Origin of the sequence: Asanoa sp. NPDC049573 (assembly GCF_040676615.1) — a bacterium.
GTDB lineage: Bacteria > Actinomycetota > Actinomycetes > Mycobacteriales > Micromonosporaceae > Asanoa.
On sequence record NZ_JBFAPI010000004.1, the window covers coordinates 369,917 to 385,156 of the forward strand.

Annotated in this window: 13 protein-coding genes; 11 read left to right on the forward strand and 2 right to left on the reverse strand. The window is 72.1% G+C overall.

Going from position 1 to position 15,240, the window contains the following annotated elements; translation table 11 throughout:
• Positions 1-9: 9 nt before the first annotated feature.
• The 8 genes from AB0J74_RS11795 to AB0J74_RS11830 all read left to right on the forward strand — a co-directional run bounded on the left by AB0J74_RS11795 (position 10) and on the right by AB0J74_RS11830 (position 8,518).
• The gene (locus AB0J74_RS11795; protein WP_363447317.1) at positions 10-1,641 is read left to right on the forward strand and encodes a hypothetical protein; all 1,632 of its coding nucleotides are present in this window, start codon (positions 10-12) and stop codon (positions 1,639-1,641) included.
• Entirely contained in the window at positions 1,638-3,131 is a 1,494-nt protein-coding gene (locus tag AB0J74_RS11800) for an arylsulfatase (protein ID WP_363447318.1), read from the forward strand. Before AB0J74_RS11795 ends, AB0J74_RS11800 begins: the two co-directional genes overlap by 4 nt.
• Positions 3,132-3,310: 179 nt before the next feature.
• A complete protein-coding gene (locus AB0J74_RS11805; protein WP_363447782.1) occupies positions 3,311-4,186 on the forward strand; it encodes a formylglycine-generating enzyme family protein in 876 nt (291 codons plus the stop codon).
• A complete protein-coding gene (locus AB0J74_RS11810; RefSeq protein ID WP_363447319.1) occupies positions 4,179-4,532 on the forward strand; it encodes a DUF202 domain-containing protein in 354 nt (117 codons plus the stop codon). The genes AB0J74_RS11805 and AB0J74_RS11810 overlap by 8 nt, the downstream gene beginning before the upstream one ends.
• Positions 4,529-4,828: a DUF202 domain-containing protein gene (locus tag AB0J74_RS11815; RefSeq protein ID WP_363447322.1), complete on the forward strand. Its 300-nt coding sequence runs from the start codon at positions 4,529-4,531 to the stop codon at positions 4,826-4,828. Before AB0J74_RS11810 ends, AB0J74_RS11815 begins: the two co-directional genes overlap by 4 nt.
• Positions 4,829-4,874: 46 nt before the next feature.
• On the forward strand, positions 4,875-5,681 hold the full coding sequence (locus AB0J74_RS11820; protein WP_363447324.1) for an endonuclease/exonuclease/phosphatase family protein: 807 nt from the start codon (positions 4,875-4,877) through the stop codon (positions 5,679-5,681).
• A 28-nt stretch (positions 5,682-5,709) separates the two neighbouring features.
• Positions 5,710-6,342: a hypothetical protein gene (locus AB0J74_RS11825; RefSeq protein ID WP_363447326.1), complete on the forward strand. Its 633-nt coding sequence runs from the start codon at positions 5,710-5,712 to the stop codon at positions 6,340-6,342.
• Positions 6,343-6,403: 61 nt separating this feature from the next.
• The gene (locus AB0J74_RS11830; protein ID WP_363447329.1) at positions 6,404-8,518 is read left to right on the forward strand and encodes a M14 family zinc carboxypeptidase; all 2,115 of its coding nucleotides are present in this window, start codon (positions 6,404-6,406) and stop codon (positions 8,516-8,518) included.
• A gap of 84 nt (positions 8,519-8,602) precedes the next feature.
• Here the strand turns inward: AB0J74_RS11830 and AB0J74_RS11835 are convergent, their stop codons facing one another.
• Complete coding sequence (locus tag AB0J74_RS11835) at positions 8,603-9,787, reverse strand: M20 family metallopeptidase (RefSeq protein WP_363447331.1); 1,185 nt, start codon at positions 9,785-9,787, stop codon at positions 8,603-8,605.
• A gap of 4 nt (positions 9,788-9,791) precedes the next feature.
• Entirely contained in the window at positions 9,792-10,586 is a 795-nt protein-coding gene (locus tag AB0J74_RS11840; protein ID WP_363447333.1) for a PHP domain-containing protein, read from the reverse strand.
• A 64-nt stretch (positions 10,587-10,650) separates the two neighbouring features.
• On the opposite strand from AB0J74_RS11840, the gene AB0J74_RS11845 reads away from it, so the two are divergent.
• From AB0J74_RS11845 to AB0J74_RS11855, 3 genes are all read left to right on the forward strand, one after another.
• On the forward strand, positions 10,651-11,130 hold the full coding sequence (locus AB0J74_RS11845) for a hypothetical protein (RefSeq protein ID WP_363447336.1): 480 nt from the start codon (positions 10,651-10,653) through the stop codon (positions 11,128-11,130).
• Positions 11,131-11,478: 348 nt separating this feature from the next.
• Positions 11,479-13,557, forward strand: a complete 2,079-nt coding sequence (locus AB0J74_RS11850) for a PQQ-dependent sugar dehydrogenase (RefSeq protein ID WP_363447338.1) — start codon at positions 11,479-11,481, stop codon at positions 13,555-13,557.
• Between the two features lie 44 nt (positions 13,558-13,601).
• Positions 13,602-15,230 (forward strand): AAA family ATPase, encoded by a 1,629-nt coding sequence (locus AB0J74_RS11855; protein WP_363447339.1) that lies wholly within the window; start codon positions 13,602-13,604, stop codon positions 15,228-15,230.
• Positions 15,231-15,240 lie beyond the last annotated feature (10 nt).

The following is a 15,240-nucleotide window of genomic DNA, read 5'->3' on the forward strand; positions in this document are numbered from 1 at the left end:
GGTACGCCCATGCCACGCAACCGTTCACTCGTCGCCTTCGCCGCCGCCGCCCTCGTGGCCGCCCTGCTTCCCGCGGGTGCGGCCCGGGCCGACGGTCCGCCGTTCACCGGTCAGCAGTACGACTTCGGCGGCGCGGTCACCCCGATCAACGGGACCGTGCCGGTCGTCGACGACATCGCCAACAGCATCACCGCGTCGACGGCGGCCACCGTCGACGAGATCGCCGCGCACCGTTCCTCGTTGCCGTACGGCGACATCGACCCGGCACCGGGCACGCCCGACCAGCTCACCACCTACCCCGGGCCGGCCGGGATCCCGGCCTCGGACCAGTATTCGGTGACCGTGCAGCAGGCGGGCGGCCCGGTGCCGTCGTTCGTCTACAGGTCGACGGCGAAGAAGGCCGACACCAACCGCGAGGCCGACACCTCGTGGACCTCGTTCTCGTTCTCGGGTGCGGTCACCGTGCGGGTCACCCGGAACGCCGCGGGTGCGACCGGGTGCCTGGTGCGGCCCTACTCCGCCGCCGTCGCCACCAGCTTCGCCGGCAACACCTGCACGTTCACGATGACCCGGCCGGGCAACCTCTCCGTGGAGTTCGAGCCCGAGATCCACAACCCGGTGCTCCATCCGATGCTGGTGTTCGCCAACCCGCCCGAGGTCGACGTGCCGTCGCCGGGCGACCCCAACGTCCGCTATTTCGGGCCGGGCGTGCACACCGTCGGCGCCGGGCAGCCGATCACCTCCGGCCAGACCATCTACCTGGCCGGCGGCGCGTTCGTCTCCGGCGCGTTCATCGCCACCGGCGCCGTGCACGACGTGACCATCAAGGGCCGCGGCGTCATCTCCGGGCTGTTCATGGACACCGGAAACCAGGACACGAACAAGAACCAGCCCGGCATGATCGACATCGCCGACCAGGCCTCGTCCAACATCCTGGTCGAGGGCGTCACGTTCGTCGACGCGCCCCGCTTCAACGTGCGGGCGTTGGGCCAGTTCACCACCATCCACAATGTCAAGACGATGTCCTGGTGGTACAGCACCGACGGGATGGTCGGCGGCAACAAGAGCCTGCTGGAGAACAACTTCGTCAAGTCCAACGACGACTCGATCAAGCTGTTCTGGGGCGACACGATCGCCCGGCACAACACGATCTGGCAGCTCGAGAACGGCGCGCCGTTCATGATCAGCTGGAACATCCAGCAGGACAGCTCGACGTTCCACGTCTACGACAACGACGTCATCCACGCCGAGCACTACCAGATCGAGAAGTCCGGCATCTTCCGCGCACTGCACGCCGGCAGCGGCACGCTCTCGCGCTATCTGTTCGAGGACATCCGGGTCGAGAACGCCACCTTCCGGCTCTTCGACCTGACCATCGACAACAACAAGTGGTACGACCCGGCGCTCGGCTACGGCGAGATCGAACAGCTGATCTTCCGCAACATCCACGCCTACACGACCTACCAGAAGCCGAGCATCGTGCGGGGCATCGACAGCACGCACAAGATGCGCAATATCAACTTCGAGAACGTGTACGCCAACGGCGCGTGCCTGAACAACGCCGGCACCTTCGACATCGACCCGGCGACCACCAACGCGGTACGGATATACCGCAGCACCGACGGGAGCTGCCGCACGTGAAACCCAACATCCTGGTCGTGCTCGCCGACGACATGGGCTGGGGCGACCTCGGCTGTTACGGGTCGAAGATCCCGACCCCGCACATCGACGCACTGGCCGCGGGTGGGGTGCGCGCGACCGACGCGCACTCCGCCTCGGCGGTCTGCACGCCCAGCCGCTACGCGCTGATGACCGGCCGCTACGCCTGGCGCGGCCCGCTGAAGAACTTCGTGCTGATGGGGCACGGCCCGGCGCTGATCGAACAGTCGCGGCCGACGCTGGCGTCCGTGCTGCGCGACGCCGGCTACGCCACCGGCGCGTTCGGCAAGTGGCATCTCGGGCTCGGCTGGCGGCACCGCGACGGCTCGGTCCGCGACGCGTTCGCGCCGGGCGCGACCCTGCACGACGACGTCAAGACCGACTTCGGGACCGACATCGACTACACCGCACCGGTCACCGGCGGGCCGACCGCGCTCGGCTTCGACCGGTTCTTCGGCATCGCCGGGTCGCTCGACATGCCGCCGTACGCCTTCATCGACCAGGACCGCACCGTCGGCGTGCCCGACCGGGAGAAGGAGCACTACCTCACCGAGCAGCGGCCGGGCCTGCAGGTGCCGGGTTTCCGGGAGGACGAGGCCGATATCCGGTTCGTCGCCGAGGCCGTCCGCTGGCTCGGCACCGTGCCGACCGACCAGCCGTTCCTCTGCTACGTCACGCCGTCGGCGCCGCACCGGCCCAACGTGCCGCCCGACGTGGTCCGCGGCCGGTCCGGGCTGGGTGACCGCGCCGACGGGGTCTGCCTGGTCGACTGGACGGTCGGTCAGCTGGTCGCCGCCATCGACGCACGTGGTCAGCGCGACAATACGTTGGTGATCGTGACCAGTGACAACGGCGCACCGATGATCTTCACCGACGACGGTGACGTGGCGGAGCACCGGCCCAACGGCGACTGGCGCGGCCAGAAGGGCGACCTGTGGGACGGCGGCCACCGCGAGCCGTTCGTCGCGTACTGGCCCGACCACCTGCCGGCCGGCGCCGTGCTCGACGCGCCGGTCTGCCTGACCGACGTGCTGCCCACGGTCGCGTCCGCCGCGTCGATTCCGCTGCCCCCGGGCGCCGCCGAAGACGGCCGCGACCTGTTCGGCGCGCTGGCCGGCACGGCCGCTCCCCCGCCGGCCGACCGCCCGATCGTGCACCACAGCCTCGGTGGACGGTTCGCGCTGCGGGCCGGCCGCTGGAAGGCGGTGTTCGCGATCGGCTCCGGCGGCGGCTTCTCCGAGCCGTCGATCGACGCCCTGTTCGCCTCCGGTTCCGGCAAGGCGCACGCCAACCCGCCCTGGGACGCCGAGCACCCGGTCGGCCAGCTCTACGACGTCTACGCCGACCCGGGCGAGACCACCGACCGCTGGGCCACCGAGCCGGCCGTGGTCGCCGCCCTCTACGCTCAGCTCCGCGAGATCTGCCGCGACGAGAGCAGCGGCCTCCCGTTCGACGTCCCGGTGCCGGCGTGAGCTCTGCCTGCTGCGCGCCGGGCGGCCACGGCATCGGCCCGGCGCCGGTCGGCGCGGCCCCGGTCGGCGCGGCCCCGATCGGCGCGGCCCCGATCGGCGCGGCCCCGGTCGGCGCTGGCGCGGTGGTGCCGCACCCGGTCGGTGCGCGTGCGGTCGATCCGCGGGAGGCGGCCCGCGGGATGGTCCGGGTCCCGGCGGGGCCGTTCTGGATGGGCAGCGACGACGAGGACACGTTCGCCGACGACGGTGAGGGTCCGGTCCGCGAAGTCTCGGTGGCGGCGTTCCGGATCGACCCCAAGGCCGTGACCAACGCGCAGTTCGCCGCGTTCGTCAAGGCCACCGGCCACCAGAGCGACGCCGAGCGGTTCGGCTGGTCATACGTGTTCCACGCGTTCGTCCGCGGCGAGGCGGCGCATCGGGTGCTCGACGGGCACGTGCCGGGCGCGCCGTGGTGGCTGCCGGTCGAGGGCGCCTCCTGGCGGGCGCCGGAGGGCCCCGGCTCCGACGTCGCCCGCCGGGCCAACCACCCGGTCGTGCACGTCTCCTGGCAGGACGCCGCCGCCTACGCGGCCTGGGCCGGAAAGCGGCTGCCGACCGAGGCCGAATGGGAGAAGGCCGCCCGCGGCGGGCTCGACCGGGCCCGGTTCCCGTGGGGCGACGAGTTCACCCCGCGCGGCCAGCACCGGTGCAACACCTGGCAGGGCACCTTCCCGCGGCAGAACACCGGTGCCGACGGCCACCTGGGTACCGCGCCGGTCAGCGCGTTCCGCCCCAACGGCTACGGGCTCTACAACACCTCGGGCAACGTCTGGGAGTGGTGCGCCGACTGGTTCAGCGCGGACTGGCACGCGCCGGCGTCCGACGCCACCCGGCGTGACCCGGTCGGCCCCGACAGCGGCGTCGGCCGGGTGATGCGCGGCGGTTCCTACCTCTGCCACGAGTCCTACTGCAACCGCTACCGGGTCTCCGCCCGCACACAGTCCACACCGGACAGCACGACCGGCCATGCCGGTTTCCGGTGCGCCATCGACGAACCGGACCGCGCCCGTGCCTGAACCCCGCTGGCAGCGGGAGGGGCAGGAACCGGACTACCGCTTCTCGCTGGCCAACGAGCGCACGTTCCTGGCCTGGATCCGCACCGCCCTGGCGCTGCTGGCCGGCGCCGTCGCCGTCATCCAGTTCCTGCCCAGCTCCGCCCTGGTCGGCCTGCGCACCGCGTTCGCGGCCGTGCTCGCGGTCGGCGGCACCGTGCTCCCGGTGGTCGCCTACCGGCGCTGGTCGGCCGTGCAGCGAGCGATGCGGCTCGGCCGGTCCCTGCCCTACACCCCGTTGCTGGTCGTCGTCGCGGGCGTCATCGGCGTGCTCGGCACCGGCCTGGTGGTGCTCGCGGTGGTGTCGTGACCGACGGCCCGCCCGGCCTGCAGGCCGAACGCACCGCGCTGGCCTGGACCCGCACCGCCTCGGTCGCCCTGGTGACCGGCATCCTGCTGGTCCGCCTCGCGATCCACGCCGGCGAACCGCTGCCGCTGGCCGGCGCCGGCGCGGCCGCGGGCCTCGCGTCGCTCGCATTCTGGCGCCGCCGGCGCCGGATCGGCGCGGCCAACACCTCGGCCCGGCCGCGGTCGCTGCTGCTCTTCGCCGCCCTGGCCACCGTCTGCGGCGCGCTGGCGCTCACCGGAGTCCTCCTCGTTCCCTAGCCGACACCTCCCGCGGCCATCCGCTGACGGCCTACACTTGCGCGCGATGGCGGCTCGGCGGTCACTGGTCCTCGGCGCGTGGCTGCTCGTGGCCGCGGCGCTGCTCGGTGGTTCCGTCGCGCCGGCACCCCTCCCCCGGGCGGTCCGGCTCCTCCAGCTCAACCTGTGCGCGAGCGGGCAGGCCGCCTGTTACACCGGCAAGTCGATCGACGAGGCGGCCAAGGTCATCCGGGACACCCGGCCCGACGTGGTGACGCTCAACGAGATCTGCGAGGGCGACATCGCCACCCTGGGCGCGGTGCTCGCGGGGGTGCACGGCGAGCCGGTCGCGACCGGGTTCGAGGCGGCGCCCGACCGACCCTCCGGCGGGCCGACCATCTGCGGCCGCAACGGCCAGCCGTACGGGATCGGGCTGGTGGCCCGGCGGCCGGCGGCGCCGTTCGAGACGGTCGGCGGCGTCTACCCGGTGCAGGACCCGGTCGACCCGGAGGAACGGGTCTGGCTCTGCCTGCTCGCCTCGGTCGACGTCTGCACCACCCACCTGGCCGGCTTCGACGCCACCGCCGCGCTGCACCAGTGCCAGCACCTGCTCGGCGTGACGCTGCCGGCACTGCACCGGCGCGCCGGTTACCACCCGACGATCGTGGCCGGCGACCTCAACCTCCGCTACGGTGCACCGCCCGACCTGCGGCCGTGCATCCCGCCCGGCTACCGCTGGCTCGGCGACGGCGGGTTGCAGCACGTGCTGGCCACCACCGACCTGGCCGTGCCGACCATGCGCGCGATCGACCTGGCCCGGACCACCGACCACCCGGGCCTGCTGGTGACCGTGGGCCTCACCGGCACGACCTGAGCACAGACGGCGGGCGTACGATCCGGCAATGGCGCTGCTGCACCGGGCGACTGTGACGCCCACGAAGCTCGATCTGATCGCCGGCTGGTTGCCCGGCCGACGCTGGCACCAGGCCGCCGCCGGTGAGCTGGAGCGGGTCGCCGCATTCCGGTTCGACGACCCCGGCGGTGCTGTCGGCATCGAAACCATGCTCGTCCGTTATGGCGACGGCCCGGTGCACCACGTGCCCCTCACCTACCGTGACGCGCCGCTGCCCGGTTGCGACGCCTGGCTGCTCGGCACGGCGGAGCACTCCGTGCTCGGCAAACGCTGGGTCTACGACGCGGCCGGCGACCCGGCCTACCTCGCCGCCGTGGCCGGCGCGATCATCGAGGGCACCGGCGAGGCGGAGGAGTTCATCGACGTCGACGGCAATGGCACGCTGGAGCGACGCGAGCCGGCGATGAGCGCACGGGGCACCGGCCTGCCCGGCGGGACCGCACCCGGGGTCGAGTCGATCCGGCGGATCGAGGAGCACGGCGACCGCACACTGGTCGAGTTCGGATCACTACGGATCGTCATCATCCGCCGAATTACCGACGGTGACCTTCCACCCGCCGCGCTCGTCGGCCGCTACGCCGAACAACCGGAAGTTATCTTGGCGTTTCTTTCGAACGGTTGACAGCGGTCAATCTGCGGACTGAGGTAGGACCTAACGTCCTTCGATGTCCGCAGGAGGTTCCATGTCACACAGACGGATCTGGGTGGCCAGCGCCGCCGCAGCCGTTCTGACCGTCGGGCTGCTCGCCCCGTCCGGAGCGAGCACCGCCGCCCCGCCCGACACCGCCAACACCGCCGCCGGGCCGGCCGTCACGCTGGCCGCGGGCGAAACCGCGCTCGTCCGCTTCCGCCTTCCCAACGAAGCGATGCTGCGCGACCTCGTCGCCAGCGGCGCCGACGTCGCCGCCCGGCCGCGCACCACCCTCGGCGAGGTCCAGGTCGACCTGGTCGTGACCGACCAGGAGCTGGCCGCGCTGACCGCCCGGGGCGCGGTCGCGACCCAACTCATCCAGACGGCGACCGAAGGCAGCGCGCGGGTCGCGGCGAGCAAGAAGGCCGCCGCCCGGGCCCTGGTCGCCAGCGACACCCTGCAGTTCCTCCAGTCCTACTGGTGGACCACCGACGGCCAGAGCTTCCTGTCGGTCGAGGTGGCCACCACGGCGACCGACGACCCGGACGTCGAGATCACCGTGACCTGGACGACCGCGGACGGCACCACCGGTTCGTTCCCCCTCTCCCGGTTCGAGGACTCGGGCGAATACCAGTACCACGTCGCCCTGCCCCAGCCCGTGCCCGCGCAGCCGGTGACGGTGACCGCCAGCTCGAGCCTGGGTGGCAGCACCCGGGCGATCAAGCCGACCGCGTGGCCGGGCGCGACCCCGCCGCCCATGCCGGAGGGCTACCAGCAGGACTTCATCGGCGCCTACATGACGCCGACCGACATCCAGGCCCGGATCAAGCGGCTGGCCCGCCAGTACCCGAGCCTGGTCGACGTCATCGACCTGCCCAACAAGACGCAGGGCTACCGGCGCACCGCGACCGCCTACCTCGGTGACCCGGCCGCGGCCGCGATCGTCGTCGAGTCGGTCAAGTTCGGCGACCAGAAGATGAACGGGGTCCAGGTCAAGACGGTCGACCCGGGCAAGAAGAACCGGCCGCTGAAGGCCACGTACAAGGACCGGGTCCTGACCGTCTCGCTCGCGACGGACAGCGCCGGCGCCGTGATCAGCACGACCGACGACGTGGCCGCGCTCATCAAGGCCAGCTACCCGCAGGTGTTCAACGCGTTCGTCGAAGACGGCTCGGCCGGCAAGGTCATGCCGATCGTCGCGCCCGTGCGGCTCGACGACGGGCTCGACGGCACCGAGGTGTCGAGGAAGCCGTGGACGGTGCAGGCGCTGCGGCTCGGCTCGGTCCGCGACGGTTCGAAGATCGGCGTGCTGGCCTACTCGCAGGAGCACGCGCGTGAGTGGGCGACCCCGCTGGTCACCCTGGAGTTCGCGGAGCGGCTGCTGGCCAACTACGCGACCGACGCGGAGACCCGCAGCCTGCTCGACAACGTCGACGTGTTCGTCATCCCGGTGACCAACCCGGACGGCGCGAACTACTCGTTCAACGACTACAACTTCCAGCGCAAGAACATGGTCAACCACTGCACGGGCGCACAGCGCGACCCGCGGCTGGCCAACTCGTGGGGCGTCGACGTCAACCGCAACTACACCGTCGGCTCCTACTTCGACGGGTACGTGGGCGGCAGCGCCAACTGCCTCTCCGGCACCTACTCCGGCACCTCGGAGCTGTCCGAGGCGGAGAGCAGCAACGTCATCGCGCTCGCGAAGTCGCACCCGAACATCAAGTTCGCGATGAACGTGCACAGCTACGGTGGCTACTTCATGTGGCCGCCCGGCTCCTACAAGGCCGACGGCCGGATCACGTTGCCGCGCCCGTCGATCGAGGAGGCGGCCTACTTCCAGGAGAGCGCCAAGCGGATCATCGGCGCGATCCGCAGCTCGCGTGGCACGGTGACCTGGCCGTCCTACACGGGCCCGGTGGCCGACGTGCTCTACTCGGCGGCTGGCAACTCGGCCGACCAGCTCTACTACGAGCTGGGCATCCTGGCCTGGGACTTCGAGGTCGGCAACGACCTGTGGAACGCGCAGACCCAGGAGTGGGAGGGCGTCGGCTTCCAGCCACCCTACGACGAGGCGCACGCCGAGTCGCAGGAGTACGCGGGCGGTCTGGTGGAACTGGTCCGGGTCGCGCGCGACCTGCAGGCCCAGGACGCCGCCGCGCGCTAGCTCGCACCGGTGGTGAGGCCCCCGGTCGACGCCACGGCCGGGGGCCGGCCACCATCGTCAGCGCCTCAGCCGGCTGTTCGTGGCCTAGCGTCCCTCCGGCAGCGCGAACGCGTGGATGAGTCCGGCCACCAGCGTGGCCCGCGCGACCGTGGCGTCGATGTCGATGTGTTCGTCGCGGGCATGCGCGCCGGCGCCGACCGCGCCGAGGCCGTCGAGCAGCGGGACGCCGAGCGCGGCCAGGAAGTTGGCGTCGCTGCCACCGCCGACGGCGCGCTCGCCCAGGTCCTCACCCAGGCCGGCGGCGATCCCCCGGGCCAGCTCGAACATCGCCGCGATGCCCGGCGTACGCGGCATCGGCGGCCGGTTCCAACCGCCGCCGACGGTGATGCCCAGGCGCGGGTCGGTGGGCCTGACCGCGGCCAGCGCGGCGTCCACCCGCGCGGCCTCGGCCGGGTCGGTGACCCGCACGTCGATGGTGGCCACCGCGTGCCCGGCGATCACGTTGTTGCGGGTGCCCCCGGCGATCGTCCCGACGTTGACGCTCGTGCCCCGGCCGAGATCCTGCAGCGCACGCAGGGCCAGCACGATCCGGGCCAGCTCGTCGATGGCGCTGGCGCCCTTCTCCGGGTCGAGGCCGGCGTGCGCCTCCACGCCGGTGACGTCGACCTGGAAGAAGCCGATGCCCTTGCGAGCCGTCTTCAGCGCGCCGTCGACGCCGGGCTCCAGCACCAGCGCCGCCGTGACGCCGTCGGCCGCCGCCTCGAGGACGGGCCGGGACGCGATGCTGCCCAGTTCCTCGTCGCCGTTGAGCACGAACCGCAGCGGCGGCCGGGCCAGCCCGGCCGCGTCCAGCGCCCGCACCGCCCAGAGCGCCTGCACCAGCCCCGCCTTCATGTCGAACACGCCCGGCCCGCGGGCGACCCCGTCGGCCACGGTGAACGGCCACCCGTCGAGCGTGCCGGCGTCCCAGACCGTGTCGTAGTGGCAGAGCACCAGCAACCGCCGCTCGCCGGTGCCGGCGTAGTCGGCGACCAGCACGTCGCCGTGCCGCCCACCGGGGAAGCGTTGACCGGCCGCGGGCGGCCCGAGCACCGACGCCAGCCGCCCGGTCAGCCAGGCAAGGCCCCGGTCCAGGTGCGGCTTGCTGTTGCTGGGCGTCTCGATCGCGACGTAGTCGGCGATGTCGGCGATGATGTCGGCGCGCCGTTCGGCCAGCCACGACGAGACGGCCGACAGGTCGAAGCCGCCGGCGCTCGGGACTCCAGTCAATGTCCTACTCCCGTGTCCAGGGGCCGACCGGGTCCGGGCCGGCGCGGAACCCGTGTGCCGCGGCGACCTCCGCCGCCGCGCGGAACTGGTGGGCCAGCGCGTCCGGGTGGTGTGCGTCGCTGCCGAACGTCACCGCCCGCCCGCCGGCCGCCCGCCACCAGGCGAGCAGGTCGGCGTGGAACACCTCGCGGGTGTTGACCTCCAGGATGCGCCCACTGCGCCGGATCGCCGCGAGCGCATCTCGGAACTCCGGCTCGAACGCGCCGATGTCGCACCGCCCGGCGGACGCCGGCCAGTAACGCAGCGGGTAGTCCAGGTGGCTCACCACCTCGAAGTCGGTGTTGCCGGCCACCATCCGGGCGGCCTCGGCCAGGTAGCCGCGCACCACCTCGGCCGCCGGCACCGACGCGTACGCGTGGCTGATCTCGACATAGCCCCCGGGACCGGCCGGCCGCGCGTGCACCGAGCCGAGCACCCGGTCGAACCCGCTCGCCACCAGCGCGCGCAGGTCGGCCGCGTGCCAGTGCGGCTCGCTGAACTCCACACCCGACAGGATCCGCAGGCCCGGGTAGCGGTCACGGCATTCGGCGAGCGCCGCCCGGTAACCCTCGACGTCGAAGGGCTCGCCCAGCAGGGTCCCGCCGTCGGGCATCGTCCAGGGGGTGTGGTCGACGTGCTCGGTGAACGCCACCGCGGGCAGCCCCCAGTCGACCGCCCGGGCACAGGTGCGGGCCATGTCGCCGCCGGGAGCGTCCCACGACCACTGGCTGTGCACGTGCCCGTCCGCCGGTAGCGCCACGCCGCCACCTTAATCCCCGTTTGGTGCCGGCGGCGGTGGGCATGTGGCGGGCGGAGGTGCACCCATGGACCTGACGATCCTGTCCGCCACGACGGCGGGCGCCGCGGCCGGCGCCGCCGGCTGCGCGGCGCTCGATGCCACCACCTATCTCGACATGGCCGTACGCGGCCGCCCGGCCAGCGACGTGCCCGCGGAGACCGCGGCGGCCGTGCTCAAGCACCTGCCGGTCGACCTGCCGGGCCAGAATTCCAAGCGGCAGAACCGGTTGAACGGGCTGGGCGGGCTCACCGGCGGGCTCACCGGCATCGGCGTCGGCGCCGTCTTCGGCCTGCTGCACGGCCTCGGCTGGCGGCCCCCGCTGCCGGTCGGCGCCGTGGCCGCCGCACTCGGCGCGATGGCCGTGTCCGACGGTTCGCTGGCGGCGTTGCGGGTCTCCGACCCACGTACCTGGTCGACCACCGACTGGCTCAGCGACCTGCTTCCCCACCTGGTGTACGGCGCCGTCACATACGCCACGCTGACCGCACTGGAACGCGACGTGTGACCCTGAACTGCCTTTTCAAGCCGTGGGCGTACGCGTAGGGTGGCCCAAAGGATCGAGACGTTCCGATAGATCGATGGGGGGTCCCGGAACCTCACAACGCTGTGCGAGATCCTCGCGGCCCGTCGGCGCGGTGGCCCCCTGGCAAGGGCCCAGACGACGTGCGCCGCCGTGCCGCGACCGGTCTCGCCGTGCTCATCCTCGTCGGCCCTGGCACCAGCCGGCGAACGCCTGGTCACCCGTGATCGGCCGTTGCGTGCGGCGTGCCTTCGTGTCGGCGACGAACGACGCCTGACGCTGCCCTGATCCGGGTGAAGTCCGTCCACCCCGGCAAGGAGGCGTCAGCACCCCATGAGAAGAAGACTGGCACTGGTCGTCGCTCCGCTCCTGGCGATAACCGGCGGCGGCATTTCGCTGTCACCGGCCGCCGCCGCACCACCCGGCGGGCCACCCGCCGACAGCAACTTCCAGAAGGTCACCCTCGACGACTTCCCCGGTGAGCCGATCAGCCTCGCCGTGCTGCCCGACAACCGGGTGCTGCACACCGCCCGCACGGGCGAGGTGCGAATCCACGACCCGCGCTCGGGCCGCAACATCCTGGCCGCTGACGTGCCCGTCTACGAGCACGACGAAGAAGGCCTGCAGGGCATCGCGATCGACCCCGACTTCGCACACAACAAGTGGGTCTACCTCTACTACTCGCCACCGCTGAACACGCCGACCGACGATCCCGCAACGCCCGACGTCAACGAGGGCGACGCGCCGTTCGAGGGCACGGCGGCCGACTTCGCACCCTACAAGGGCATGCTGCGGTTGTCGCGGTTCAAGTTGTACGGCAACACGCTCAAGCTCGACACCGAGCAGAAGATCATCGAGGTGGCCACCGACCGGGGCATCTGCTGCCACGTCGGCGGCCAGATCGACTTCGACAGCCGGGGCAACCTCTACCTGTCGACCGGCGACGACAGCAACCCGTTCTTCTCCGACGGCTACGTGCCGATCGACGAGCGGGCCAACCGCAACCCGGCGTTCGACGCGCAGCGCACCGCCGCCAACACCAACGACCTGCGCGGCAAGCTGTTGCGGATCCGGGTCAGGCCCGGCGGCGGCTACACGATCCCGTCCGGCAACCTGTTCAGGCCGGGCACCGCGAAGACCCGTCCCGAGATCTACGCGATGGGGCTGCGCAACCCGTTCCGGTTCGCCGTCGACCGGCGCACCGACGACGTCTACCTCGGCGACTACTCACCAGACGCGGGCGAGGCCGACCCGGCGCGCGGGCCGGCCGGCCATGGTCGCTGGATGCGGATCGACAAGCCGGCCAACTACGGCTGGCCCTACTGCGCAACGCCGGATCTGCCCTATGTGGACTACGACTTCGCCACGGGCACGTCGGGCGCGCCGTTCGACTGCCGGCGGCCCGTCAACAACTCGCCGCACAACACCGGCCTGACCCGGCTGCCCCCGGTCGAGGAACCCGAGGTGGCCTATTCCTACGGCGAGTCGGCCGAGTTCCCCGAGCTGGGCACCGGCGGCATCGGCCCGATGGGCGGCCCGGCCTACGACTACGACCGGCGCAGCGACTCGCGCATCAAGTGGCCGTCCTATTACGACGGTGTGCCGTTGTTCTACGAGTGGACCCGCGACTACATCAAGGAGTTCCGCCTCGACCGGCACGGCGACGTCGCCGACATCCGGCCGGTGCTCCCGTCGTTCGTGGTCGACAACCCGATGGACATGGAGTTCGGCCCGGACGGCGCGCTCTACGTCCTGGAGTACGGCGACGGCTATTTCGCCGAGAACCCGGACGCGCAGCTCTCCCGGTTCGACTTCGTGCGCGGCAACCGCACGCCGATCCCGAAGATCGGCGCCGACCCGCTGGCCGGCGTGGCACCGCTGACCGTCCAGTTCTCCAGCGCCGGCACGACCGACCCCGACGGCGACGCCCTGCGCTACGCGTGGGACTTCGACGCCGACGGCACGGTCGACTCGACCGCGGCCAACCCGACCTACACGTTCACCGCCAACGGCAACTACCGGGTCACCCTGAAGGTCACCGACAGCACCGGCCGGTCCGCGTCGGCCGAGCTGCCGTTCCTGGTGGGCCCGCGGGCGCCGGTCGTCGAACTGGTCTCCCCGGTCGAGGGCCAGCCGTTCGAGTTCGGTGACACCGTGACCTTCCAGGTCAACGTCGTCGACGACCAGCCGACCGACTGTTCCCGCGTCGTGGTCAACTACATCCTCGGCCATGACGAGCACGGCCACCCGATCACCGCGGCCACCGGCTGCACGGGCAGCATCACCACGACGGCACCCGGGCACGGCCCGGGCGACGACCTGTCCGCCGTGTTCGTGGCGACCTACACCGACGCCAGCGGCGAGAGCGGCTCCGACCAGGTGGTCCTCTTCCCCGGCACGACAACGCCGTAACAGCTGATGGGCGAGGGTGGAGCGGATGCGGCACACTGCGTGCCGTGGATCAGCCCTTCCGCACCACCCTCGCCCAGCTCCTCAAGGCGCGCTTCCCGATCCTGTCGATCGAGTCGCACGAGGAGCTCCGGGTCCTCTTCGAGGTGCGCGCGGTGGCCGGCGACGCTCCGCGGGTGCGCACGCCGCGGGCGGTCTGGACCTGGTCGCTGACCGACGGGTTGCGCTCCGACGACGGCACCCAGCAGGGCCGCACCAAAGACCCGGCCGACGCGCTCGACGCGCTGTTGCGGGTGGAGCAGCCGGTGGTCGCCGTCTTCCGCGACCTCCACCCGGTGCTGGGCGGGTCCGGCCGGCCCGGCGAGCCGGAGGTGATCCGCCGGCTGCGCGATGTCGCCACCGCCTTCCGGGCCGGCGTCGTGCCGCGCAGCCTCGTTCTGGTCTCGCCGGTCGGCGGCGTGCCGGTCGAGCTGGAGAAGGACGTCACCGTCGTCGACTTCCCGCTGCCGGCGGAGACCGAGATCCGGGCAGTGCTCGACGGCATGCTGCGGGCCAACGCCGCGTCGCCGCGGCTGCGGGTCGACCTCGACGAGAGCGGTCGCGAACGGTTCGCGAAGGCCGCGCTCGGGCTGACCCTGCACGAGGCGGAGAACGCGTTCGCCCGCGCGATGGTCAACGACGGCGTGCTCAGCCTGGCCGACCTGCCGGTGATCCTCGAGGAGAAGCGGCAGACCGTACGCAAGGCCGGTCTGCTCGAGTTCGTCGAGTCCGGCCCGGGGCTGTCCGACATCGGCGGGCTGGAGAATCTCAAGCGCTGGCTCAGCCGGCGCGAGGGAGCCTGGCTCGCCGACGCCGCCGAATACGGCCTGCCCGCGCCGCGCGGCGTGCTGATCACCGGCGTGCCCGGCTGCGGCAAGTCGCTGACCGCCAAAGCGGTCGCCGCCGCCTGGGCCGTCCCGCTGCTCCGCCTCGACATCGGCCGGGTCTTCGCCGGCCTGGTCGGGTCGAGCGAGCACAACATGCGCAGCGCGATCCGCACCGCCGAGGCGGTCGCACCCTGCGTGCTCTGGATCGACGAGATCGAGAAGGGATTCGCCAGCACCGGCGCCAACGACTCCGGCACCTCGTCGCGCGTCTTCGGTTCGTTCCTCACCTGGCTCCAGGAGAAGAAGCGCCCGGTGTTCGTGATCGCGACGGCCAACGAGATCGAAAGCCTGCCGCCGGAACTGCTCCGCAAGGGTCGTTTCGACGAGGTCTTCTTCGTCGACCTGCCGACCCGGGCCGAGCGGCGAGCAATCTGGCAGGTTCATCTCGACCGCCGGCTGGCCCACCCGCGGGTGCGGGGCGAACTGGCCGTCGACGATGCCGCGCTGGCCGAACTCACCGCCCTCAGCGAGGGATACTCGGGCGCCGAGATCGAGCACGCGCTGGTCGCGGCGGTCTACGAGGCGTTCAGCGAGCGGCGCGCGCTGCGCCAGGACGACGTGGTGCGGGCGCTGGCCAACATGGTGCCGCTGAGTGTCACCCAGGCGGAGCGGATCGCCGCCGTCCGCGGCTGGGCCGACGCCCGAGCGGTCGCGGCCACCGCGGCCGAAGACTGGGACCTCACGAGCGCGGCCGCACCCACCCGGCCCGGGCCGCAGCGTCCGCACGGCGGCCGACCCGTTGAGTTCTGACCCGAGGAGG